The following is a 21,945-nucleotide window of genomic DNA, read 5'->3' as shown; positions in this document are numbered from 1 at the left end:
TTTTTCTTTTTACCGGTCAGCGATAATTACTTCGCTTTACCCTGGTTCGCGACGGCCGCGGCTTTTGCAGCGATTTCGTCAGCGTTACCCAGATAGTAATGTTTGATTGGCTTGAAGTTCTCGTCGAACTCATACACCAGCGGTACGCCCGTTGGGATGTTCAGCTCGAGGATTTCGTCTTCGCCCATGTTGTCCAGGTATTTCACCAGCGCACGCAGGGAGTTACCGTGAGCGGCGATGATCACGCGCTCGCCGCTTTTCAGGCGTGGCAGAATGGTTTCATTCCAGTAAGGGACTACGCGTTCGATGGTCAGCGCCAGGCTTTCGGTGGTTGGCAGCTCTTTATCGGTCAGCTTCGCGTAACGCGGGTCGTGGCCCGGGTAGCGCTCGTCGTCTTTGGTCAGCTCAGGTGGGGTTACCGCGAAGCCGCGACGCCACTGTTTAACCTGCTCGTCACCGTATTTTTCAGCGGTTTCTGCTTTGTTCAGACCCTGCAGCGCACCGTAGTGACGTTCGTTCAACTTCCAGGATTTCTCAACCGGCAGCCAGGCCTGATCCAGTTCATCCAGCACGTTCCACAGAGTGTGGATGGCACGTTTCAGCACGGAGGTATAAGCAAAATCAAAGCTGAAGCCTTCAGCCTTCAGCAGTTTACCTGCCGCTTTTGCTTCGCTAACGCCTTTCTCAGACAGATCAACGTCGTACCAACCGGTGAAGCGGTTTTCGTTGTTCCACTGACTTTCACCGTGACGAACCAGTACCAGCTTAGTTACAGCCATACTCTCACTCCTCAAGCTTTATTGAATGATAACAATTCTCATTATATTGCCGCGATAGGCTCGACAGCAACGCTTATGCATAACCATAGCGAAAATAGTGCCCCAGTGTAAGATGCATGTGAACCAGGCGTTATTATTTTGTCTTTGCGTGGCGTAATTTTCAGCGATATGGCTAAAACTTCGGCGAGACAGAGAAGAGGAAGGGAGTAGCCCGGCCGAGCGGAGCGACGCCGGGGAACCCCCGGAGTCGGTGCTATCGCACCTCGTCCGGGCTACGGTAAGCCACGTGATTATAATGCGGTAAATTGATATTCCGTCAGGCTGACGTACTCTTCGCCTGGGCGCAGCACGCAGTCTGGCTGCGGCCACTCCGGATGGTTCGGGCTATCCGGCAGGAACTCGCTCTCCAGCGCCAGACCTTGCCAGGCGGCGTAAGGCTGCGGGCTGCGGGATAACGTGCCGTCCAGGTAGTTACCGGAATAGAACTGAATTGCCGGGGCTGAGGTGTAAACCGCCATCTGCAGTTTTTCATCTTCGGACCAGACGTTGGCGACCACTTTAGTGGCATCGCCTTGTGCCTGAAGCAGGAAAGCGTGGTCGTAGCCTTTCACTTTCTTCTGATCATCGTCGCTGAGGAAATCCTGTGCCACGGTTTTCGGTTCACGGAAATCGAAGCTGGTGTTGGCAACGTCTTTCAGCCCATCGTGCGGGATGCCACTCTCATCAACTGGCAGATAAGCATCCGCCAGCAGCTGCAGCTTGTGATTACGCACATCGGTCTGATTACCGTCGAGGTTGAAATAGACGTGGTTGGTCAGGTTCACCGGACAGGCTTTATCGACGCTTGCGCGATACTCAATCGAAATACGGTTATCTTCGGTGAGGCGATAGGTCGCCTTTGCCTGAAGCTCGCCCGGATAGCCCTGGTCGCCGTCAGGCGAGGTGAGGGTGAAAACGGCTTCCGTTGGGTTCTGAGAAGCAATCGCCCAGCGGCGCTTATCAAAGCCTTCAGGACCGCCGTGCAGCTGATGCTGCCCCTGGCTTGGCGCAAGCTCGACCGTCTGCCCGTCCAGCGTATAGCGGCTGTTGGCGATTCGGTTAGCATAGCGGCCAATAGACGCGCCGAGGAAAGCCGCCTGCTCGGTATATTGTTCCGGCGACGCACAGCCAAGTAGCGCTTCGCGCACGCTACCGTCTTTCATCGGAATGCGCGCAGACAAAAGCGTGGCGCCCCAATCCATTAACGTCACCACCACGCCATTGGCGTTGCGTAACGTAATCACTCGATACGGCTGGCCATCTACGGCCAGCGCTGGCGTTTCTCTTAGCACTGTCCTGCTCCTTGTGACGGTTTGCAGACGTAGAACGTCTCTTTAATGCCCGTTTTTGCTTCGTACTGTTCGGCTACGGCCTGTTTCACCGCAGGCACCAGCGTTTCAGGGATTAATGCCACGATGCAGCCGCCGAATCCGCCGCCGGTCATGCGTACGCCACCCTGGTCGCCAATGGTTGCTTTCACGATCTCGACCAGCGTATCAATCTGCGGCACGGTGATTTCGAAATCATCGCGCATAGAAGCGTGGGATTCCGCCATCAGCTGGCCCATACGCAGCAGATCGCCTTGTTCCAGTGCCGCTGCCGCTTCGACGGTACGCGCGTTCTCGGTCAGCACGTGACGCACGCGCTTAGCCACAATCGGATCAAGCTCATGGGCAACGGCGTTGAATTCGTTGAGGGTCACGTCGCGCAGCGCCGGGCGCTGGAAGAAGCGTGCGCCGGTTTCACACTGTTCGCGGCGCGTGTTGTACTCGCTGCCGACCAGAGTGCGTTTGAAGTTACTGTTGATGATGACGACCGCAACGCCTTCTGGCATCGAAACTGCCTTGGTACCAAGCGAACGGCAGTCGATCAGCAGCGCGTGGTCTTTCTTGCCGAGGGCGGAGATAAGCTGGTCCATAATGCCGCAGTTACAGCCGACAAACTGGTTTTCCGCTTCCTGGCCGTTCAGCGCAATCTGCGCGCCGTCCAGCGGCAGATGATACAGCTGTTGGAAGACGGTACCGACCGCCACTTCCAGAGATGCCGATGAGCTCAGGCCCGCGCCCTGTGGCACATTGCCGCTGATAACGAGGTCAGCGCCGCCAAACGCGTTATTGCGTTTTTGCAGATGCTTCACCACACCGCGCACATAGTTAGACCACTGCTGGGTATCGTGGCTCACAATTGGCGCGTCGAGGGAGAACTCATCGGTCTGATTGTCGTAATCGGCGGCAATCACGCGCACCAGGCGATCATCACGCGGCGAGCAGCTGATCACCGTCTGGTAATCAATGGCGCACGGCAGAACGAAACCGTCGTTGTAGTCGGTGTGTTCACCAATCAGGTTAACGCGGCCCGGAGCCTGAATAATGTGGGTAGCAGGGTAGCCGAATTTCTCAGCGAACAGGGTTTGGGTTTTATCTTTCAGACTCATTGTTATTCTCCGGACTCGCGAAAGTGGATGTCGCTGACCGCACGCAGGCGTTCAGCCGCTTGTTCTGCCGTCAGGTCGCGCTGGGTTTCTGCCAGCATTTCATAGCCAACCATAAATTTGCGCACGGTAGCGGAGCGCAGCAACGGCGGATAGAAATGGGCATGCAGCTGCCAGTGCGCATTTTCTTCGCCATTAAACGGTGCGCCGTGCCAGCCCATCGAGTAGGGGAAGGAGCACTGGAACAGGTTGTCATAACGGCTGGTCAGTTTTTTCAGCGCCAGCGCTAAATCGTCGCGCTGTGCCTCGGTTAAATCGGTAATACGCAGCACGTGCGCTTTTGGCAGCAGCAGCGTTTCGAACGGCCATGCCGCCCAGTATGGCACCACTGCCAGCCAGTGCTCGGTTTCTACCACCGTACGGCTGCCATCAGCCAGCTCGCGGTTAACGTAGTCAACCAGCATTGGCGATTTTTGCTCGGCGTAGTACTCGCGCATCAGGCGGTCTTCGCGCTCAATTTCGTTTGGCAGGAAGCTGTTCGCCCAGACCTGTCCGTGCGGGTGCGGGTTGGAGCAGCCCATCGCCGCGCCTTTGTTCTCGAACACCTGTACCCACGGGTACTGCTGGCCGAGGTCGGCGGTCTGTTCCTGCCAGGTTTTCACCACCGATTGCAGCGCGTTAAGGCTCAGCTCCGGCAGCGTTTTGCTGTGATCTGGCGAGAAGCAAATCACCCGGCTAGTGCCGCGCGCGCTTTGACAACGCATCAGCGGATCGTCGCTTTCCGGCGCGTCCGGCGTGTCGGTCATCAGCGCGGCAAAGTCATTGGTAAAAACGTAGGTGCTGGTGTAGTCGGGGTTTTTATCGCCCGTCACCCGGGTATTACCCGGGCATAAAAAACAATCCGGATCGTGCGCGGGCAGCGTTTGTTTTGCTGGTGTCTCTTGCGCCCCTTGCCAAGGGCGCTTTGCACGATGCGGTGATACAAGGATCCACTGGCCGGTTAACGGATTAAAACGGCGGTGTGGATGGTCGACGGGGTTAAATTGCGTCATGACAAAATCCTTAGTCTGGATATCCCTGAGGATGACGGGACTGCCAGTTCCAGGTGTCCTGCGCCATTTCGTCAAGGTTACGGGTTACGCGCCAGTTCAGCTCTTTGTCGGCTTTGGTTGCATCGGCCCAGTAAGCAGGGAGATCGCCATCGCGACGTGGAGCAAAATGGTAATTAATCGGTTTGCCACAGGCCTTGCTGAATGCGTTAACCACATCCAGCACGCTGCTGCCCACGCCTGCGCCCAGGTTGTAAATATGTACGCCGGCTTTGTTTGCCAGTTTTTCCATCGCGGCGACGTGGCCGTCAGCGAGGTCCATGACGTGGATGTAGTCACGCACGCCGGTGCCGTCAGGCGTTGGGTAGTCGTTGCCGAAAATGGCCAGCGATTCGCGGCGGCCCACGGCGACCTGCGCGATGTACGGCATCAGGTTATTCGGGATGCCCTGCGGATCTTCACCCATATCGCCAGACTGATGTGCGCCTACTGGGTTGAAATAACGCAGCAGCGCAATGCTCCACTCCGGCTGCGCTTTTTGCAGGTCGGTCAGGATCTGTTCAACCATCAGTTTGCTCTTACCGTACGGGCTTTGCGGCGTGCCGGTTGGGAAGCTTTCTACGTAAGGAATTTTTGGCTGATCGCCATAGACGGTTGCGGAGGAGCTGAAGATGAAGTTTTTGACGTTGGCAGTGCGCATCGCGGCAACCAGACGCAGGGTACCGTTGACGTTGTTGTCATAGTACTCCAGAGGCTTTTGCACGGACTCACCGACGGCTTTCAGACCCGCGAAGTGAATTACCGCTTCAATGGCGTGATCCTTGAGGATCTCAACCATCAGCGCTTCGTTACGAATATCGCCTTCGACGAAGCTCGGCTGCTTGCCGCCCAGACGGGCGATGACCGATACGACGCTGTGCTTGCTGTTGCACAGATTATCGAGGATGACAACATCGTGGCCTTGTTGCAGCAGTTGCACACATGTGTGGCTTCCTATGTAACCGCTACCACCTGTAACCAATACTTTCATTTTTAGCTCCGTTAAGCTTATGGCATGGAATAACCTTAGCATAACAGAGAAGCCAAAAGTGTGACATGGGCTAAATTAGTGGAATCGCTTACACTACTTGAATCAGTACGATAACCTCAGCAGATTGCATTATAAATCAAAGGGGTTAGCGGAGTGGGGTGAAAAAAGTCTGAAAAAGGTGAGGTGGTAATGGGGGCGTGTTGTGTGAACCCGGCGGCGCTTCGCTTGGCCGGGCTACATTTAGGGGACGCCTGATAAGCGAAGCGCCATCAGGCAATAGTGATGGGGCCAACCTCGTAACGATAGCCGTCGCCGTCGGCGACAAACTCCAGCCGATGGGTGATGCATTCCGGCGCATCTTCCGCATGGTGCGATACAAACAGTAATTGCGTTTTACCTTCGCTAATCAGCACATCGACAAAGCGGCGAACCACCTGACGGTTGAGCGGGTCCAGCCCCTGTAGCGGTTCATCGAGGATCAGCAGTGTGGGGTGTTTTACTAGTGCGCGAACGATCAGCGCCAGCCGCTGTTGCCCCCAGGAAAGGCTGTGGAACGGCGCGTCGGCGGTGCGCGGGTCCATGCCAAGGATGTGCAGCCACTCGTCGACCAGCTTGCGCTGTTTGTCAGATACAGCCTGATAAATGCCGATGGAGTCGAAGTAGCCAGAGAGGATCACATTGCGCAGCGTAGTGCTCACCCGGTAGTCCAGATGCAGGCTGCTGCTGACGTAGCCGATATGCTTTTTAATGTCCCAGATGGTTTCACCGCTGCCGCGGCGACGGCCAAACAGAGTCAGATCGTTACTGTAGCCCTGGGGATGATCGCCCGTCACCAGGCTCAGCAGCGTTGACTTACCCGCGCCGTTCGGACCAACAATCTGCCAGTGCTCGTCCGGGGCGACCGTCCAGCTTAAATGGTCGATGATCGCCCGATCGTTATAGGAGACCACGCCGTCTTTCAGCACGATGCGAGGCATGTCGTCAGCGATAGAGAGTCGGGCTGATGGGGCATCCGGCTCGGGTAAGGTCATCCCGGACAGTTTCTCACTGTGCGCCAGTTGTGCAATCAGCGTTTGCTCAAGCAGCGCTTTCTTCTCGCCGGTTTCCGTCAGGGTACAGTCGGCCAGTACCCCGGCAAACGGCACGAAATCAGGGATATCATCAAAGCGGTTAAGCACCAGCACCAGCGTATAACCCTCCTGGTGCAGCACTGCCAGATGCTCCGCTAGCTGGCGACGAGAGGCCACGTCCAGGCCGTCAAAAGGCTCATCGAGGATTAATAGGTCCGGCTGTGCCATCAGCGCCTGACAGAGCAGCGTCTTGCGGGTCTCACCGGTGGAGAGGTATTTAAAGCGGCGTTCCAGCAGATGGCTGATGCCAAACTGCGCGGCAAGCCGGGCGCACAGCGCCTCGTCTTTGACTTCATCCTGGATAATTTGCGCGGTGGTACGCCCGGTGTCGTCTTCGTCAGCGCTTAGCATGTCGGTGTTGTTGCGCTGCCACTCGTCGCTGACCAGTTTTTGCAGCTGCTCGAAGGAGAGGCGAGTGATGCGGGTAAACGTGCTGTCGCGGCTGCCGGTGAGTAGCGGAAGCTCACCGGCCAGCGCGCGAGCCAGCGCCGATTTACCGCTACCGTTGCTGCCAACAAAGGCCCAGCTTTCGCCAGCACGCAGCGCCAGATGCTCAATTTTTAATGTTTTTGTGTCGCTAAGACGAAACGTGCCTTGCGAAATTTGCAATGATGACATGATGTATCCCGTTTTTTGCAGCGATTTGCATCAGGGATACGTCTTCCTCAGCGTAAAGTCAATGCCATCAGCACAACGTGGCAAGAATGATGCGATCGGCGTTAAAGAATGCTGTGACGTCAGCACCTTCCTCCAGCCCTGCGGCTTCTGCCAGCGGCAGGGTCGCGCAAAGGGTCTGCCCATCCGGCAACGCCATCAGCACTTCACACTGCTCTTCGCCACGCTGGATATGGCTTATCCGGCATGGAAGCTGGTTATCGGCCGCTGCGGCAACTTTTGGATCGCGGGTGACGCTGACCCACGGTGCTTTCAGCAATACCAGCACCTCTTTGCCTTCATCGAGCCCTAAACGTTCGCCACTCTGGGCGGTGATGGCCACCTTGAGGCGCGTACTGCCGTCAGCCAGCAGAATATCCACGTGTTGTTGCACCTGCTGGTGGTCGCGTTGGGTCACGGTACCAAACCACTGGTTGCGGGCGCTGGTTTGCAGGGAGAAGCGTGAAATAGCGGCGAGCAGGCTGTCTAACGGCAGAGCGTCATCATCGCTCAGCACATCAAAGGCTTTTTGCTGGATTTGCGCCAGCAGGTCGTAGAGTTGAATCAGGCGCTGACCGTAGCGAGTGAGCACCGCACCGCCGCCGCCTTTACCGCCGGTGGCGCGGTCGACCAGCGACTGCTCGCTCAGCTGGTTCATTTCATTAATCGCATCCCATGCGCTCTTATAACTGATACCCGCATTTTTCGCTCCCTGGCTGATGGAGCCGGTCTGTGCTATTTGTTTGAGGAGTGAAATGCGGCGCGGATCGGCGAACAGGCGCTGCTGGAGCTTGAGGGTAAGAAGGATTTCAGCCTGCATAAGAGTATCCTGGCAATAAAAAGGGTATTCTGACCCAAATGTTAGCAAGCGCAAAGCACACCGCACAAAAGGGAGTGTAATTCTGCGATATCCGGTTACAATAACCGCATCACAATGTCTGGAGTAAACCATGTTAGAGCTGTTGAAAAGTCTGGTTTTTGCCGTAATCATGGTACCCGTAGTGATGGCTATCATCCTGGGGTTAATTTACGGTCTGGGTGAAGTGTTTAACATCTTCTCCGGTGTCGGTCATAAAGACGGCAACCAGCAAAACCACTGATTTCCTCAAAACGCCCGGTCTGACCGGGCGTTTTGCTATGAAGTTCTTCACACTCCTGCCGATAACATCCCGTAAACACAGCAATAATTCATGTATCTGTAATGCATTAATCCAGGAAAGCCCCTATACTCTGCGCTGTATTTTTCGATATACAACGGTACACACAGGAGTTTTAAATGACAGGTTCATGGTTACGTTTGTTTGCAGGGGCGACGTTAACGCTTTCCGTTGCGGGTCACGCGCTGGCTGATGAAAGCAAGATCACCGTATTTGCGGCGGCATCGCTGACTAACGCCATGCAGGATATTGCGAAAGAATATAAAAAAGAGAAGAACGTTGATGTTGTCTCTTCTTTTGCTTCTTCTTCTACGCTGGCACGCCAGATTGAAGCAGGCGCGCCGGCGGACTTGTTTATTTCCGCTGACCAGAAATGGATGGACTATGCGGTTGATAAGAAAGCTATCGACACCGCTACCCGCGAAACCCTGCTGGGTAACAGCCTGGTCGTTGTGGCACCAAAAGCCAGCGCCCAGAGCGATATCACCATTAATGCGAAAACCAACTGGACCAGCCTGCTGAAAGGTGGCCGTCTGGCGGTAGGCGACCCGGATCACGTACCGGCAGGCATCTACGCGAAAGAAGCGCTGCAGAAGCTGGGCGCATGGGAAACCCTGTCACCAAAACTGGCTCCGGCTGAAGACGTTCGCGGTGCGTTGGCGCTGGTTGAACGTAATGAAGCCCCGCTGGGTATCGTCTACGGTTCTGACGCGGTCGCCAGTAAAGGCGTCAAAGTGGTCGGCACCTTCCCGGAAGATTCACACCAGAAAGTGGAATACCCGATTGCCATCATCGATGGCCATAAAAACGCAACCGTCTCGGCGTTCTATGACTACCTGAAAGGGCCGCAGGCATCCGAAATCTTTAAACGTTACGGATTTACGACTCGCTAATGATATTGACCGATCCCGAATGGCAGGCGGTTCTGCTGAGCCTGAAAGTTTCGTCCCTGGCCGTGGTGTTTAGCCTGCCGTTTGGGATCTTTTTCGCCTGGTTGCTGGTACGTCGCAGCTTCCCGGGTAAAGCGCTGCTCGATGGCCTTATCCATCTGCCGCTGGTGCTGCCACCGGTGGTGGTCGGGTACCTGCTGCTGATTGCGCTAGGGCGGCGTGGTTTTATCGGGTCCTGGCTGTATGACTGGTTCGGCCTGACCTTCGCGTTTAGCTGGCGTGGCGCGGTGATTGCTGCGGCGGTGATGTCGTTTCCGCTGATGGTTCGCGCTATTCGTCTCGCCCTGGAAGGCGTTGATGTTAAGCTCGAGCAGGCAGCGCGCACGCTGGGTGCCGGTCGCTGGCGGGTGTTCTGCACCATTACGCTACCGCTGATGCTACCGGGGATTATCGTCGGCACCGTACTGGCCTTCGCCCGTTCGCTCGGCGAATTTGGGGCGACCATTACCTTTGTCTCTAATATCCCTGGCGAGACGCGCACCATTCCTTCCGCGATGTACACCCTGATTCAGACCCCTGGCGGCGAAAGCGCGGCGGCGCGTCTGTGTCTGATTTCCATCGTATTGGCGCTGATTTCCCTGATGATTTCTGAATGGCTGGCCAGCATTAGCCGCCGTCGGATGGGAGCGTAACCATGCTGGAGCTGAAATTTAGCCAGACGCTGGGTACGCACTGTCTGCAAATCGATGAATCCCTACCGGCTTCGGGTATTACCGCCGTGTTTGGCGTCTCCGGAGCGGGTAAAACGTCGCTGATTAATGCCATCAGCGGCCTGACGAAACCGCAGCAGGGACGTATTGTCCTCAACGGTCGCGTATTAAATGATGCGGAACAAGGCGTATGTTTGGCGCCGGAAAAACGCCGTGTCGGCTACGTGTTCCAGGATGCGCGCCTGTTCCCGCACTATAAGGTGCGCGGCAATCTGCGCTACGGCATGGCAAAAAGCATGGCCGACCAGTTTGATAAGCTGGTGGCGCTGCTCGGCATTGAGCCTCTGCTCGATAGGCTTCCCGGCAGCCTTTCTGGCGGGGAAAAACAGCGCGTGGCGATAGGCCGCGCATTGCTAACCGCCCCTGAGTTGCTGCTGCTGGATGAACCGCTGGCCTCGCTCGATATTCCGCGTAAACGTGAGCTGCTGCCTTACTTACAGCGTCTGGCGCGGGAAATTAATATACCGATGCTCTACGTTAGCCACTCGCTGGACGAAATCCTGCATCTGGCTGACAAAGTGCTGGTGCTGGAAGGCGGCAAGGTGAAAGCCTTCGGCAACCTGGAAGAGGTGTGGGGCAGCAGCGTGATGCATCCATGGCTGCCGCAGGAGCAGCAGAGCAGCATTCTGCGCGTCACGGTGCTGGAACATCATCCGCATTACGCGATGACCGCACTGGCGCTCGGCGACCAGCATATTTGGGTCAACAAGCTTGAGAAGCCGCTACAGAGCGCGGTGCGCGTACGCATTCAGGCCACCGATGTGTCGCTGGTGCTGCAACCGTCTCTACACACCAGCATCCGTAACGTGCTGCACGCGAAGGTGGTGCAGTGTTACGACGATAACGGCCAGGTGGAAGTACAGCTGGACGTCAGCGGACGCACGCTGTGGGCGCGTATCAGCCCGTGGGCGAGAGATGACCTGGCGGTGAAGCCAGGCCAATGGCTCTACGCTCAGGTGAAAAGCGTGTCGATCACCGCCTGATTAGAGCAGGTGTTTATTGATGTAATCGGCGATGGCATCGGTGGTGTTGTCGCCAATCACCACGTTGGCGCGGGCTTTGACCGCGTCATCGGCATTGCCCATCGCCACGCCGGTTCCGGCTGCTTCCAGCATACTGATATCGTTAAAGTTATCGCCAAATGCGACCACGTCCTGCATCGACCAGCCCTGGTCGGTGATAAACTGCGTCAGGCGTTTGCCTTTGCTGTTCCCTTGACGGGAGATATCAACCTGATCGTGCCACGACCACTCGCACTCCAGTTGCAGCGTTTTTTCGACGTGCTCGGCGAATTCGCGCAGTTTCTGGCCATTTTCATCGGTCAGCGCAAACTTCCAGACGTTCTCCACTTCGTGAGCGGCCTGCGCCAGTGAATCAACCTGGGTGAACGACGGACGTTGGGCTTCCGGCAGACTCTGCGCCCAGTTGCTGGTGCGTACCACGTGGCCAGTTGGATACTGATACATCATGGTATCGTCGACGTACATCAGGCCATGTACCTGATGTTCATCCAGCAGCGTAATCAGTTGTTGGGCTTTTTCGACCGGCATCGGGTCAGCGGTAATTACTTTTTTATTTTGATAATCATAAAGATAAGTGCCATTACAACAAATTGCAGGTGTATCTAACGCCAGTGCCTGATAAAAAGGATGAATGGCAACGTGATGTCGACCGGTGACAATCATTAATTGATAGCCCGCCGCACGGGCACGATTCAGTGCTTCGAGTGAAGAGGGAAGAAGGGTTTTCTTAGGCGTCAGGAGCGTTCCGTCCAGATCCAGGGCAATCACACGTGCAGTCATAGTGTTGTCTCGCATTAAAGAGAAAATTCGCTGTGCAGGATGGTACACCGAGATACCTGTACGGCAAAATTGTGTGGACCAGGCAGCGCTTCGTCGCTGCCAATTCAATGATTTCAGAAAGGAGTAGTCATGAAACAGACCGTTTATACCGCCAGCCCGGAGAGTCAGCAGATCCACGTCTGGACGCTGAACCATGACGGCAGCCTGAAGTTGGTTCAGGTGGTGGATGTCCCAGGTCAGGTACAGCCAATGGTCATCAGCCCTGATAAACGCTTTCTGTACGTCGGCGTACGCCCTGAATTCCGCGTGCTGGCCTACCGCATTGCGCCGGACGATGGCGCACTGACCTATGAAGCCGAGGCGCCGCTGCCGGGTAGCCCAACCCACATCTCTACCGACCGCAAAGGCAACTTCATCTTTAGCGCCTCCTATAACCAGGCCAACGTCAGCGTGATTCGTCTGGAAGATGGCTTGCCGCGCGACACCGTGACGGTCGTGGAAGGGCTGGACGGCTGCCATTCAGCGAATATCTCCCCGGACAACCGCACCCTGTGGGTGCCAGCGCTGAAGCAGGATCGTATCTGCCTGTTTACCCTGAGCGATGATGGCTTCCTGTCCGCGCAGAACCCAGCGGAAGTGACCACCGTAGAAGGCGCTGGCCCGCGTCACATGGTGTTCCATCCGAACGAGCAGTACGGTTACTGCGTTAACGAACTGAACGGCTCTGTGGACGTCTGGGAGCTTAAAGATCCGTACGGCAAAATCGAGTGCGTGCAGACGCTGGACATGATGCCTGCTGATTTTACCGATACCCGCTGGGCGGCCGATATTCATATCACCCCAGACGGTCGTCACCTGTACACCTGTGACCGTACCTCTAGCCTGATTACCATTTTCAGCGTATCAGAAGATGGCAGCGTGCTGGCGGTGGAAGGCTTCCAGCCGACCGAAACGCAGCCGCGTGGCTTTAACGTCGATCACAGCGGGAAGTACCTGATTGCTACCGGACAGAAATCGCACCACGTCGCGGTGTATGAGATTGCCGGTGAGCAGGGGCTGTTGCAGGAGAAAGGGCGTTACGCGGTAGGCCAGGGCCCGATGTGGGTGGTGGTTAACGCGTATTAATCGTGTATTTTAAGCACCGAAGGAATATGTCGTCGGTGCTTTTTTTGATTAAGACGTTTTGATGTATTGATTCATCAGCTGGTTGGATTTGAAAAATAAAACCATTGCTGCCACCTATTAACTATATAAAAAACAATAGCTTTAATGCTTCTCTTCGGCAAAAACCGAACGGCAGTCACATCCTTTCGCTCTCATATCACTTCTAATACTTTCGTTCTTATCACAGACAGCAAAAGGATTTTACATGAGCGGAAAACCTGCCGCCCGCATGGGTGATATGACGAAATTCGGCGGGCCCATCGTCCAGGGCTCTGCCGGGGTGTTTATTGGCGCCCCCACCGGCGTAGCCTGTTCGGTGTGTCCCGGTGGGATAACGTCAGGCAACCCGGTTAACCCGCTGCTCGGGGCGAAAGTCTTCCCCGGCGAGACCGATATGGCTCTGCCCGGCCCGCTGCCGTTTATCCTCTCCCGCTCGTACAGCAGTTATCAGACGAAGACACCTGCCCCGGTAAGCTTCCTCGGCCCCGGATGGAAAGCGCCTGCTGACATCCGCTTACAGCTTCGTGATGACGAACTTATCCTTAACGACAACGCCGGGCGCAGCATTCACTTTGAGCCCCTGTTTCCCGGCGAAACGGCGTTCAGCCGCAGCGAATCCCTGTGGCTGGCCCGCGGCGGCGTACCGCAACTGCATGAAAGCAATACGCTACACCGACTGTGGCAGACCCTGCCGGAAGATATCCGCTTAAGTCCGCAGATTTATCTGGCAACGAACAGCACGCAGGGGCCGTGGTGGGTTCTGGGCTGGGCCGAACGCGTACCTGGCGTGGATGAGGTTCTGCCGGCGCCGCTGCCGCCTTATCGCGTGCTGGCCGGCCTGGCGGACCGTTTCGGACGTACGCTCTGCTTTCACCGGGAGGCGCAGGGGGAATTCACCGGACACATTACCGCCGTCACCGATGGCGCAGGTCGCCGTTTCCGGCTGGTACTGACAACGCAGGCGCAGCGGGCAGAAGCTGCGCGGGTTTCCGGTGCTAAAATCCCTCTATTTCCTGACGCGATGCCGGTGTCCGGCTACGGCACCGACAGCGGTATCCGTCTTGACGCGGTCTGGCTGACACACGACCCGGAATTCCCGGATAACCTGCCTGCGGCACCGCTGACGCGCTATGAATACACGCCGCGCGGCGAACTGGCAGTAGTGTATGACCGTGGCGGCGAACAGGTACGAAGCTTTGAATACGACACGGCGCATCCGGGGCGGATGGTGGCCCATCAGTACGCCGGACGTCCGCTGACCACCTACCGGTACGATGCCACCGGACGGGTGACGGAGCAGCTGAACCCGGCAGGCCTGAGCTACACCTACCAGTACGGGAAAAACGTCGTCGCCATCACCGACAGCCTGAACCGCCGCGAGGTGCTGCACACAGAAGGCGAAGGCGGACTGAAGCGGGTGGTGAAAAAGGAACTGGCGGACGGTGGCCGTATTCACAGTGAATTCGATATTGTGGGCCGCCTGGTGGCGCAGACCGATGCGGCAGGCCGCCAGACCCGGTACTGGCTCAGCCCGGCCTCCGGTCAGGTGACGGCCATCGTCGCGCCTGACGGCAGGCGTACTGAATTTTACTACAACGACCAGCGCCAGCTCACCGGTACCGTCTACCCGGACGGCCTGAAACACCGCCAGGAATACGATGAGCAGGGCAGGCTGCTGACAGAGACTTCCCGCCATGGCGATATCACACGATATTTCTATGATATCCCGGGCAGTGAACTCCCCTGTGCAATAGAAGACGCCACCGGCAGCCGGAAGACGTTCACCCGGAATCGTTACGGGCAGTTGCTCACCTTCACCGACTGTTCAGGCTGCGAAACCCGCTACGAATATAACCGCTTCGGACAGATAACGGCGGTTCACCACGAAGAAGGGCTGAGCGTTTACCAGGCTTATGATAACCAGGGCAGATTCATCAGCCGGAAAGACGCACAGGGCCATAAAACACTGTATGAATACAATGTGGCAGGTGACCTGACTGCCGTTATCCACCCGGACGGCAGCCGCCGTGAAACGCAGTATGATGCATCCGGCAGACCAGTCAGCATCACCGAAGGCGGCCTGACCCGAAGCATGACCTACGACGCCGCCGGTCGGATAACGCAACTGACGAATGAAAACGGCAGCCACACCATGTTCACTTACGACGTGATGGGCCGGCTGACGCAGGAAACCGGCTTTGACGGCAGAACGCAGCGTTATGGCTACAGCCTCACCGGACAGCTTATCCGCAGCGAAGATGAATCCTTGGTCACGCTCTGGCATTACGATGAAGCCGACCGCCTGACGTATCGTACCGTGAACGAGAAAGAGGCCGAACGCTGGCAGTACAACGAACGGGGCTGGCTGACGGCAATCAGCCATCTCAGCGACGGCTACCGCGTCGCCGTTCACTACGGCTATGATGATAAAGGCCGGATGACCCGTGAGACCCAGACCGTCCACGCCCCGCAGACGAATGAACGGCTGTGGGAGCACGTCACCAGGCACGATTATCAGAACGGACTGGCGAATAAAACCACGCCAGACCACCTTCCCCCGGTAGAGTGGCTGACTTACGGCAGCGGTTATCTGGCGGGGATGAAGCTCGGCGACACGCCGCTTATCGACCTCACCCGCGACCGCCTGCACCGGAAAACGCTGTGCAGATTCGGGACATACGAACTTGCCAGCGCGTATGACGCAGGTGGGCAGCTACAGCGCCACACGCTGAATCTGACGGCGCTGAACCGGGAATACGCTTATAATGGCAGCGGACAGCTTGTCCGTATCAGCGGGCCACTGCAACAGAGACATTACCAGTACGATGATGCGGGACGGCTGCATCAGGTATTCCAGACTACTCCCGCAAAAACCACCACAGACTACTTCACCGACCCGGCAGGCAACCGGATTGCCGACCGTCAGCAGTACCCGGCGCTGCCTGCCCACTTCCCGGACAACCGCATCAGTGAGGATGCACACTGGTTTTACCACCACGACGAGCACGGCAGGCTGACGGAAAAAGACGAGCGCCGCATCCGCGACGGCGGCAGCCACAGCCACCATTATCACTACGATAATCAGCACCGGCTGGCGCACTACGTCCGCGTGCTGGAAAGCCGCTACCTGTACGACCCGCTGGGCCGCCGCGTGGGTAAGCGGCTGTGGAAAAACCAGACTGAACGGGAAAGCCTCACCGGGAAGGCATATCTCTGGCTGAACCCCGCACCGGAAGTGACATGGTACGGCTGGGACGGCGACAGGCTGACGACCACGCAGACGGAGAACTGCCGTATCCAGACGATTTACACACCGGGTACCTTCACGCCGCTGGTGAGAATCGAAACGGACATGACGGAGCTGGCAAAAGCAGCACATCGCACGCTGGCAGAAAAACTCCAGCAGGACGCCGGAATGACGTTCGTGCCGGAACTGTTGGAGATGCTGAACGGGCTGGAAGCTGAATTACGGCAAGGCGACATCAGCGCACCTAACCAGCAGTGGCTGGCGCAGTGCGGGTTAACACCCGAGCAGATGAAGAACCAGATGGAGCCGGAATACACGCCGCTGCGTAAAATCCACCTGTACCACTGCGACCACCGGGGACTGCCGCTGGCGCTGATAAACCCGGACGGTAACATTGCATGGTGTGCGGAGTATGACGAATGGGGTAACGTGCAGCGGGAGGATAATCCGGACAATCTGCAACAGTTAATCCGGTTGCCAGGGCAGCAGTGGGATGAAGAGACAGGGCTGTGCTATAACCGCCACCGGTATTATAACCCACAACTGGGGCGGTATATCACGCAGGACCCGATAGGGCTGGAAGGGGGATGGAATCCTTACGCGTATCCATTAAATCCTATCACAGAGATAGACCCACAAGGATTAAACCCGTTAATTCTTGGTGTTGCAGCACTGATGAGTTGTGGTTTGCTTTCGTCAGCAGGTGTAATCCAAAGTGGGCAGCAACATAGAGATCAATATGGACGTAAAGTTAACCCAGAAGCAGATAAATTAACAAATGAACATAAATCAGGTTTAAATCTTGGAGGAAATTGCACTCCACAGGATCTTAGTGACTTGCAAAATGAAAAAAACAGATTATGTAACCAGTCCAGAGCCTGTGCTCCCCAAATGCCGAGAAATGAAATATTAAGACGATATGAAGTAAACCTAGCGTGTGCTTCGGTTAGAAAACAAATCAATAATCAATGCTTTGGTGGTGGAGATAAGGCTCACATGGAAGAAGAAAACAAAGCATATAAAACGGCAGCTGATTGTAGTGGATTAATGAAATGAATAAAATAAACTTCCTAAATGAAAGTGATGTATACGATGAGCTTATGGAAAAATTTCCAGCCCAGCCATCTCCTTTTCTTTCAACCGATATTGGAGGATTAGATGATCCAGAGTGTGTGTATGTTTTTTTTCAAAACAAACAATGGATTGAAATAGCAAATGATTTGGATTTAAAGAATGATTCATATGCTTTAGAATTAGGTATTTTATTTCTTCCGGAAGAGGTGTTTCGCTATTATACTCCTCTTTATATTTATGCATCTTTGTTCAATAAAAGTGATTTTTGGGTTTTTGAGTCTGATTTTATTCAGCAGTACCTATGCCCTGAATATCGCGATCATGATGATTTTTTAAATTTCATTCTTAACTTTTCTGATGCTCAGTTATCTATTATTGCACAATTTATGTCTTACGAATCAGAAATTCTTAGATTCTCTTATGCAAGTAAAGCATGCATAGATTTTTGGAATGATTTTTTATAAACCCGCTTTCGGTCACATACAAAAATATCAAGAGTAATTCCATCATTTTCAGGAATTATAACGAACGCGACTGGCTCACTGACATCAGCCACCTCAGTGAAGGTCACGGCGTCGCCATTTACTATGGCTACGGATGACGACCACACAGACGGAGAACTGCCGTATCCAGACGATTTTCACACCGGGCACCTTCACGCCGCTGGTGAGAATCGAAACAGACATGACGGAGCTGGCAAAAGCAGCACATCGCACGCTGGCAGAAAAACTCCAGCAGGACGCCGGAATGACGTTCGTGCCGGAACTGTTGGAGATGCTGAACGGGCTGGAAGCTGAATTGCGGCAAGGTGACATCAGCGCACCTAACCAGCAGTGGCTGGCGCAGTGCGGGTTAACGCCGGAGCAGATGAAGAACCAGATGGAGCCGGAATACACGCTGCTGCGTAAAATCTACCTGTACCACTGCGACCACCGGGGACTGCCGCTGGCGCTGATAAACCCGGACGGCAGCGTGGCATGGCGAGCGGAATATGACGAAGATGGCAGCGTGCTGGCGGTGGAAGGCTTCCAGCCGACCGAAACGCAGCCGCGTGGCTTTAACGTCGATCACAGCGGGAAGTACCTGATTGCTACCGGACAGAAATCGCACCACGTTGCGGTGTATGAGATTGCCGGTGAGCAGGGTCTGTTGCAGGAGAAAGGGCGTTACGCGGTAGGCCAGGGCCCAATGTGGGTGGTGGTTAACGCGTATTAATCGACGTCGCCATTCGGCAATGTCGGCATGATGCCTGATGGCGCTACGCTTATCAGGCCAACGTGATAAAAAAAGGCCCATGAGATCATGGGCCTTTTTCACATAATTGCGAATTACTTCTTAGGTTCAGCCACCACGTGACTTCCCACGCCGCGGTTGTTGTACTCCCACATGCGGTTGAAGTTACGATCGTTCAGATCGCGTTTAAGCTGGCCTTTCTCGTCCTGCGCGCCGGTATTGCCGCTGAACGGACGTTTAGACACGGCAGCGTCAGCCCACGGTTTCGCCGAGTTGAAGCCTTCGTTAATCACGCTATCACGAATTACAACCTGACCGTTGGTGTTGCCATCTACGTCCAGAGAGCGGCCCAGCTGCGCCACGCCGTCACCGGCTGCGGTGAAGCGGCTGTTGGTTGCCAGGAAACCGAAGTAGACGTTGGACAGGGTTGCTGGCGCGAACACGTAGCCTTCCTGCTGGGTACGTGAGTTCACTACGCGGAAGTCGGTGTTGTCGAACACCACCGCGCCGCGGCCGGAAACGATATCGACATCGCCTTCCAGGTAGCTGTTGCTGACCAGCGTACGGGTCTGACGGTTATTCTGCAGACGGTTATCGACGCCGCTGTTGGTCACGAAGAAGGTGTTCTGACGACCCAGAATGTTGACGTTGTTGATCTGGGTTTTGTCACCGTCGGTACGCAGGGCTACCGCCTGGTGAGTCCCGGCATCCACGCTGTCGCCCAGGTTGTTGGCGATGGTCAGGTTCTGCAATTGCAGACCGTTATTCTGCGACCAGACGACCGCTGAACACATCACGCCGACGGTGGCGGTGCGTTTGCTCTGGCAGCTGTCAAACATGTACCACGCCGGTTTACCTGGCATGTATTTACCGCCTGGGTTCACCTGACGACGCCAGGTAGTTGGGTCCATCTCGGAGTCGATAGCCAGGCCAATTTTCACGTCGGTAGCTTTGTCGCCGGTACCGTAAATGGTCACGCTGCCAGGTGCGGCAGGAATGTAGACGGTGCCATCGTATTCGCCCGGCAGTACGGCGATAAACAGACGTGAGCTGCTGTGGCGAGCAATCGCGGCATCAACCGCAGCCTGAATGGTGGTGTGAGTCACACCCTGAGTGCCAGCAGGACCGACGACGAAGTCAGCTTTGGCCGGAACGGCGATGGAAGACGGAGACCAGGCGGCAGCGTTAGGGTCAAGAGAAGAGAAATAACGCGCGGCGACAAAGTTCTGCGCTTCATCCGCTGACAGCACCGGGCGAGACGCCGTACCAGGGGCTACCTGGTCAGAAGGTTGCTGATCCGCAGGGGTTGAGCTGCAAGCCGTCAGTGTCACGCCAAAAGCCAATGCCAGCGCCAGACGAGAAACCGAGAAAGTGTTCATGTTGCTCCAGGCTAATTTAAGTGAATGTGAGTCCGTAAAAGCAGCCTTTTTATACTAAGTTGAGCGAAACGGGAAGATGTGCTGGCAAAAAAATCGCCTGTTTTTTTGCCGACTTATCGTGGAGGGGCTGGGGGTGAGGCATCTGGTGGAAAAGACCGCCGTCCGAATAGCCCATGCAGCTTGTAGATGCGCAAAGGGCGGGGCGGTCAGAATGCTTTTTTGTGTGACAAACGGGTAATCAAATCAGTGACGCTCAGTACCAGCGCGGAGCGCACCATCTGCTGATAGCGTTGTTCCTGCATGGTCCGCAGCGCGTCGTCCACCACATCTTCCGGCATATGCAGCGTCGGCTGGGGCGGCAGCGCCGTCATGCAGTGCAGCATGCTAATTGGGCCGAGGATCTCATCGTCGGTAAAGCTGTAGACAATATTCTCTTGCTCCAGCTCGTTGTTCAGGGCCACCAGCAGCTCAACGTCTTCATATTCATCGCGGCTAATCACGCCGAGGGCGTAAATCAGCTTGAGGCGCACCGACAGGTTGGCCAGCGGGCCGCTGCCTTCGAGCAGTGGCTCAACCGCGTATTTCACCGCGTAGTCATCTTTGCGAAAGGCCTGCAGGATCAACAGGTCTACCGCTTCGGCCAGCAGAATAACCGTTGTCTGAATAAACCCGCTGAGCGTCTGACGCGCGTTGAGTTTTTCGAGAACCCGGTTTTCGGCTGCCTGGTTTTTATAAAGGTCAGATTCGTCCATTGTTGCCATCATGGTGGTTTCATTGACCGAAGCGCGTGACTTTCCGGGAGCCTGCTCCTTCGGATGAGGTCCTTTTATCTCTGGTTGCGCGATCACGCGCAGGCGATTTTGTTTCATCTTACCTTCTTATTCCGGAGCTGCTGCCAGCGCAGCAGCTCCAACCCAATGGGCGACAACATTTATTTCCGTTGCATGGCGTTATACACATTCACAATCTGAGCGACAAGGACTGGCTGGTCCTGAAGACCGCAAACCTGGGTCACGGTGTGAGTGACGCCATTATCCTGTAGCAGATCCACCATTTCTTGCGCCTGCGGGTCATTGCTGCTGCGGTAGCTTAATGCCGCGGCGATCCCCAACACCAGGTTGCTGTGGGGCAGACCGTACTCCAGAGTACCGCGCAATGGCTTAATCAGGCGGTCGCCTTCACTCAGCTTACGCAGCGGTTGACGGCCCACGCGCTCAACGTCGTCATGCAGATACGGGTTCTCAAAACGCGTCAGGATTTTTTCGATGTAACCCGCATGCTGTGCAGGATCAAAGCCATAGCGTTTGATGAGCACGTTGCCGCTCTCGGTCATTGCGCCTTTTACTACGTCGCGAATGGCCGGGTCCAGAATGGCATCGCGAATGGTTTTATGTCCGGCGAGCTGACCAAGATAAGCGGTAATCGCATGACCGGTATTGAGGGTAAACAGCTTACGCTCGATGTAGGCCATCAGATTGCTGGTGGATTCCATCCCCGCAATGTCGGGTAGCTGGCCTTTAAACTGCGTGCTGTCGACAATCCATTCGCTAAAGGTTTCAACGGTGACATCCAGCGGATCGTCGTTCGCCGCGGAGCCCGGCGGCACAATGCGGTCGACGGCGGAATCAACAAAACCGACGTGCTCTTCCACCCAGCCGTGAAGCTCGGCGGGCATTGCCAGCAGCACGTGCTGCTTGAGCTGGCTGGTGCCGCGCACCATATTTTCACAGGCAATAATGTTCATCGGCTGCTGATTGCCGTTTTGGTGGCGGGCAATCAGCCCCTGCGCCAGCGTGCTGGCGATTTTGCTCAACACCTGCGGGCCAACGGCGGTAGTGATGATGTCCGCCTCGGCGATTTGTCGAATGGCATCCTGGCTGTTGCTGTGGATGGCGCTCACGCGGTTAACTTGCTCGACGCGGGCGTTTTCACCCACCACGTTGACCTGATAATGCTGCTGATGCGCCAGTTGGTCGACCAGCGGCTGATTAACATCGGCAAAGGTTAACTCCGCCTGCGCGTCGGCCAACAGTTTACCAATGAAACCCCGGCCAATATTCCCTGCACCAAAATGAATCGCTTTCATAAATCTGACCTCGAGAAAATCTTTCCATGTC

Annotated in this window: 18 protein-coding genes and 1 pseudogene; 8 read left to right on the top strand and 11 right to left on the bottom strand. The window is 55.7% G+C overall.

Annotation, left to right across the window (positions count from 1 at the left end):
- Positions 1-26: 26 nt before the first annotated feature.
- The 7 genes from gpmA to modE all read right to left on the bottom strand — a co-directional run bounded on the left by gpmA (position 27) and on the right by modE (position 7,932).
- The gene (gene gpmA / locus ACH1XZ_RS10035; protein ID WP_035892201.1) at positions 27-779 is read right to left on the bottom strand and encodes a 2,3-diphosphoglycerate-dependent phosphoglycerate mutase; all 753 of its coding nucleotides are present in this window, start codon (positions 777-779) and stop codon (positions 27-29) included.
- A 290-nt stretch (positions 780-1,069) separates the two neighbouring features.
- Positions 1,070-2,110, bottom strand: coding sequence for a galactose-1-epimerase (gene galM / locus ACH1XZ_RS10030; RefSeq protein WP_395595427.1), 1,041 nt, complete (start codon positions 2,108-2,110; stop codon positions 1,070-1,072).
- Positions 2,104-3,252 carry a galactokinase gene (gene galK / locus ACH1XZ_RS10025; RefSeq protein ID WP_395595426.1) on the bottom strand — a complete coding sequence of 383 codons (1,149 nt, stop codon included), beginning with the start codon at positions 3,250-3,252 and terminating at the stop codon, positions 2,104-2,106. The genes galM and galK overlap by 7 nt, the downstream gene beginning before the upstream one ends.
- A 2-nt stretch (positions 3,253-3,254) precedes the next feature.
- Positions 3,255-4,301, bottom strand: coding sequence for a galactose-1-phosphate uridylyltransferase (gene galT / locus ACH1XZ_RS10020; RefSeq protein ID WP_395595425.1), 1,047 nt, complete (start codon positions 4,299-4,301; stop codon positions 3,255-3,257).
- A 10-nt stretch (positions 4,302-4,311) separates the two neighbouring features.
- A complete protein-coding gene (gene galE / locus ACH1XZ_RS10015; RefSeq protein ID WP_395595424.1) occupies positions 4,312-5,328 on the bottom strand; it encodes a UDP-glucose 4-epimerase GalE in 1,017 nt (338 codons plus the stop codon).
- 269 nt (positions 5,329-5,597) lie between these two features.
- The gene (gene modF, locus ACH1XZ_RS10010; protein WP_395595423.1) at positions 5,598-7,076 is read right to left on the bottom strand and encodes a molybdate ABC transporter ATP-binding protein ModF; all 1,479 of its coding nucleotides are present in this window, start codon (positions 7,074-7,076) and stop codon (positions 5,598-5,600) included.
- A 67-nt stretch (positions 7,077-7,143) separates the two neighbouring features.
- Positions 7,144-7,932 carry a molybdenum-dependent transcriptional regulator gene (modE, locus tag ACH1XZ_RS10005; protein ID WP_395595422.1) on the bottom strand — a complete coding sequence of 263 codons (789 nt, stop codon included), beginning with the start codon at positions 7,930-7,932 and terminating at the stop codon, positions 7,144-7,146.
- 130 nt (positions 7,933-8,062) lie between these two features.
- Here modE and ACH1XZ_RS10000 point away from each other — a divergent pair, with 130 nt between their 5' ends.
- The 4 genes from ACH1XZ_RS10000 (at position 8,063) to modC (ending at position 10,912) form a co-directional block, all read left to right on the top strand.
- Positions 8,063-8,212, top strand: coding sequence for an AcrZ family multidrug efflux pump-associated protein (locus ACH1XZ_RS10000; protein WP_035892210.1), 150 nt, complete (start codon positions 8,063-8,065; stop codon positions 8,210-8,212).
- Positions 8,213-8,388: 176 nt separating this feature from the next.
- Positions 8,389-9,162 (top strand): molybdate ABC transporter substrate-binding protein, encoded by a 774-nt coding sequence (gene modA / locus ACH1XZ_RS09995; protein WP_395595421.1) that lies wholly within the window; start codon positions 8,389-8,391, stop codon positions 9,160-9,162.
- Entirely contained in the window at positions 9,162-9,851 is a 690-nt protein-coding gene (modB, locus tag ACH1XZ_RS09990) for a molybdate ABC transporter permease subunit (RefSeq protein WP_035892212.1), read from the top strand. Before modA ends, modB begins: the two co-directional genes overlap by 1 nt.
- A gap of 2 nt (positions 9,852-9,853) precedes the next feature.
- A complete protein-coding gene (gene modC, locus ACH1XZ_RS09985) occupies positions 9,854-10,912 on the top strand; it encodes a molybdenum ABC transporter ATP-binding protein ModC (RefSeq protein ID WP_395595420.1) in 1,059 nt (352 codons plus the stop codon).
- Here modC and ACH1XZ_RS09980 read toward each other — a convergent pair whose 3' ends face one another.
- Positions 10,913-11,731, bottom strand: coding sequence for a pyridoxal phosphatase (locus ACH1XZ_RS09980; protein WP_395595419.1), 819 nt, complete (start codon positions 11,729-11,731; stop codon positions 10,913-10,915).
- 129 nt (positions 11,732-11,860) lie between these two features.
- Between ACH1XZ_RS09980 and pgl the strand changes: the two genes are divergently transcribed.
- The 4 genes and pseudogenes from pgl to ACH1XZ_RS09960 form a co-directional block, all read left to right on the top strand.
- Positions 11,861-12,856 (top strand): 6-phosphogluconolactonase, encoded by a 996-nt coding sequence (pgl, locus tag ACH1XZ_RS09975; RefSeq protein WP_395595418.1) that lies wholly within the window; start codon positions 11,861-11,863, stop codon positions 12,854-12,856.
- A 244-nt stretch (positions 12,857-13,100) separates the two neighbouring features.
- A complete protein-coding gene (locus tag ACH1XZ_RS09970) occupies positions 13,101-17,198 on the top strand; it encodes an RHS element core protein (protein ID WP_395595417.1) in 4,098 nt (1,365 codons plus the stop codon).
- Complete coding sequence (locus tag ACH1XZ_RS09965) at positions 17,195-17,680, top strand: hypothetical protein (protein WP_395595416.1); 486 nt, start codon at positions 17,195-17,197, stop codon at positions 17,678-17,680. Before ACH1XZ_RS09970 ends, ACH1XZ_RS09965 begins: the two co-directional genes overlap by 4 nt.
- 130 nt (positions 17,681-17,810) lie before the next feature.
- Positions 17,811-18,431: pseudogene (locus tag ACH1XZ_RS09960) on the top strand (beta-propeller fold lactonase family protein); the annotation flags it as partial.
- A gap of 113 nt (positions 18,432-18,544) precedes the next feature.
- On the opposite strand, the gene ACH1XZ_RS09955 reads toward ACH1XZ_RS09960, so the two are convergent.
- The 3 genes from ACH1XZ_RS09955 to ACH1XZ_RS09945 form a co-directional block, all read right to left on the bottom strand.
- Positions 18,545-19,828: a putative acyl-CoA thioester hydrolase gene (locus tag ACH1XZ_RS09955; protein WP_395595415.1), complete on the bottom strand. Its 1,284-nt coding sequence runs from the start codon at positions 19,826-19,828 to the stop codon at positions 18,545-18,547.
- A gap of 206 nt (positions 19,829-20,034) precedes the next feature.
- Positions 20,035-20,592: an MltR family transcriptional regulator gene (locus tag ACH1XZ_RS09950; RefSeq protein WP_227675190.1), complete on the bottom strand. Its 558-nt coding sequence runs from the start codon at positions 20,590-20,592 to the stop codon at positions 20,035-20,037.
- Between the two features lie 167 nt (positions 20,593-20,759).
- A complete protein-coding gene (locus tag ACH1XZ_RS09945; protein WP_395595414.1) occupies positions 20,760-21,914 on the bottom strand; it encodes a mannitol-1-phosphate 5-dehydrogenase in 1,155 nt (384 codons plus the stop codon).
- Positions 21,915-21,945: the final 31 nt, after the last annotated feature.

The sequence above is a fragment of the Kluyvera chengduensis genome (genome assembly GCF_044197065.1).
Classification (GTDB): Bacteria; Pseudomonadota; Gammaproteobacteria; order Enterobacterales; family Enterobacteriaceae; genus Kluyvera; species Kluyvera ascorbata_C.
The sequence above is the reverse complement of the archived record's forward strand: the minus strand, read 5'-3'. Positions and strand labels throughout refer to the sequence as shown.

Coding starts and splice junctions, on each gene's coding strand:
- ACH1XZ_RS09970 (WP_395595417.1), top strand. CDS start 13,101: ATGAGCGGAAAACCTGCCGCCCGCATGGGTGATATGACGAAATTCGGC.
- modB (WP_035892212.1), top strand. CDS start 9,162: ATGATATTGACCGATCCCGAATGGCAGGCGGTTCTGCTGAGCCTGAAA.
- modC (WP_395595420.1), top strand. CDS start 9,854: ATGCTGGAGCTGAAATTTAGCCAGACGCTGGGTACGCACTGTCTGCAA.
- modE (WP_395595422.1), bottom strand. CDS start 7,932: ATGCAGGCTGAAATCCTTCTTACCCTCAAGCTCCAGCAGCGCCTGTTC.
- modA (WP_395595421.1), top strand. CDS start 8,389: ATGACAGGTTCATGGTTACGTTTGTTTGCAGGGGCGACGTTAACGCTT.
- ACH1XZ_RS09955 (WP_395595415.1), bottom strand. CDS start 19,828: ATGAACACTTTCTCGGTTTCTCGTCTGGCGCTGGCATTGGCTTTTGGC.
- galT (WP_395595425.1), bottom strand. CDS start 4,301: ATGACGCAATTTAACCCCGTCGACCATCCACACCGCCGTTTTAATCCG.
- ACH1XZ_RS09945 (WP_395595414.1), bottom strand. CDS start 21,914: ATGAAAGCGATTCATTTTGGTGCAGGGAATATTGGCCGGGGTTTCATT.
- gpmA (WP_035892201.1), bottom strand. CDS start 779: ATGGCTGTAACTAAGCTGGTACTGGTTCGTCACGGTGAAAGTCAGTGG.
- ACH1XZ_RS09950 (WP_227675190.1), bottom strand. CDS start 20,592: ATGATGGCAACAATGGACGAATCTGACCTTTATAAAAACCAGGCAGCC.
- galK (WP_395595426.1), bottom strand. CDS start 3,252: ATGAGTCTGAAAGATAAAACCCAAACCCTGTTCGCTGAGAAATTCGGC.
- ACH1XZ_RS10000 (WP_035892210.1), top strand. CDS start 8,063: ATGTTAGAGCTGTTGAAAAGTCTGGTTTTTGCCGTAATCATGGTACCC.
- pgl (WP_395595418.1), top strand. CDS start 11,861: ATGAAACAGACCGTTTATACCGCCAGCCCGGAGAGTCAGCAGATCCAC.
- galE (WP_395595424.1), bottom strand. CDS start 5,328: ATGAAAGTATTGGTTACAGGTGGTAGCGGTTACATAGGAAGCCACACA.
- ACH1XZ_RS09980 (WP_395595419.1), bottom strand. CDS start 11,731: ATGACTGCACGTGTGATTGCCCTGGATCTGGACGGAACGCTCCTGACG.
- ACH1XZ_RS09965 (WP_395595416.1), top strand. CDS start 17,195: ATGAATAAAATAAACTTCCTAAATGAAAGTGATGTATACGATGAGCTT.
- modF (WP_395595423.1), bottom strand. CDS start 7,076: ATGTCATCATTGCAAATTTCGCAAGGCACGTTTCGTCTTAGCGACACA.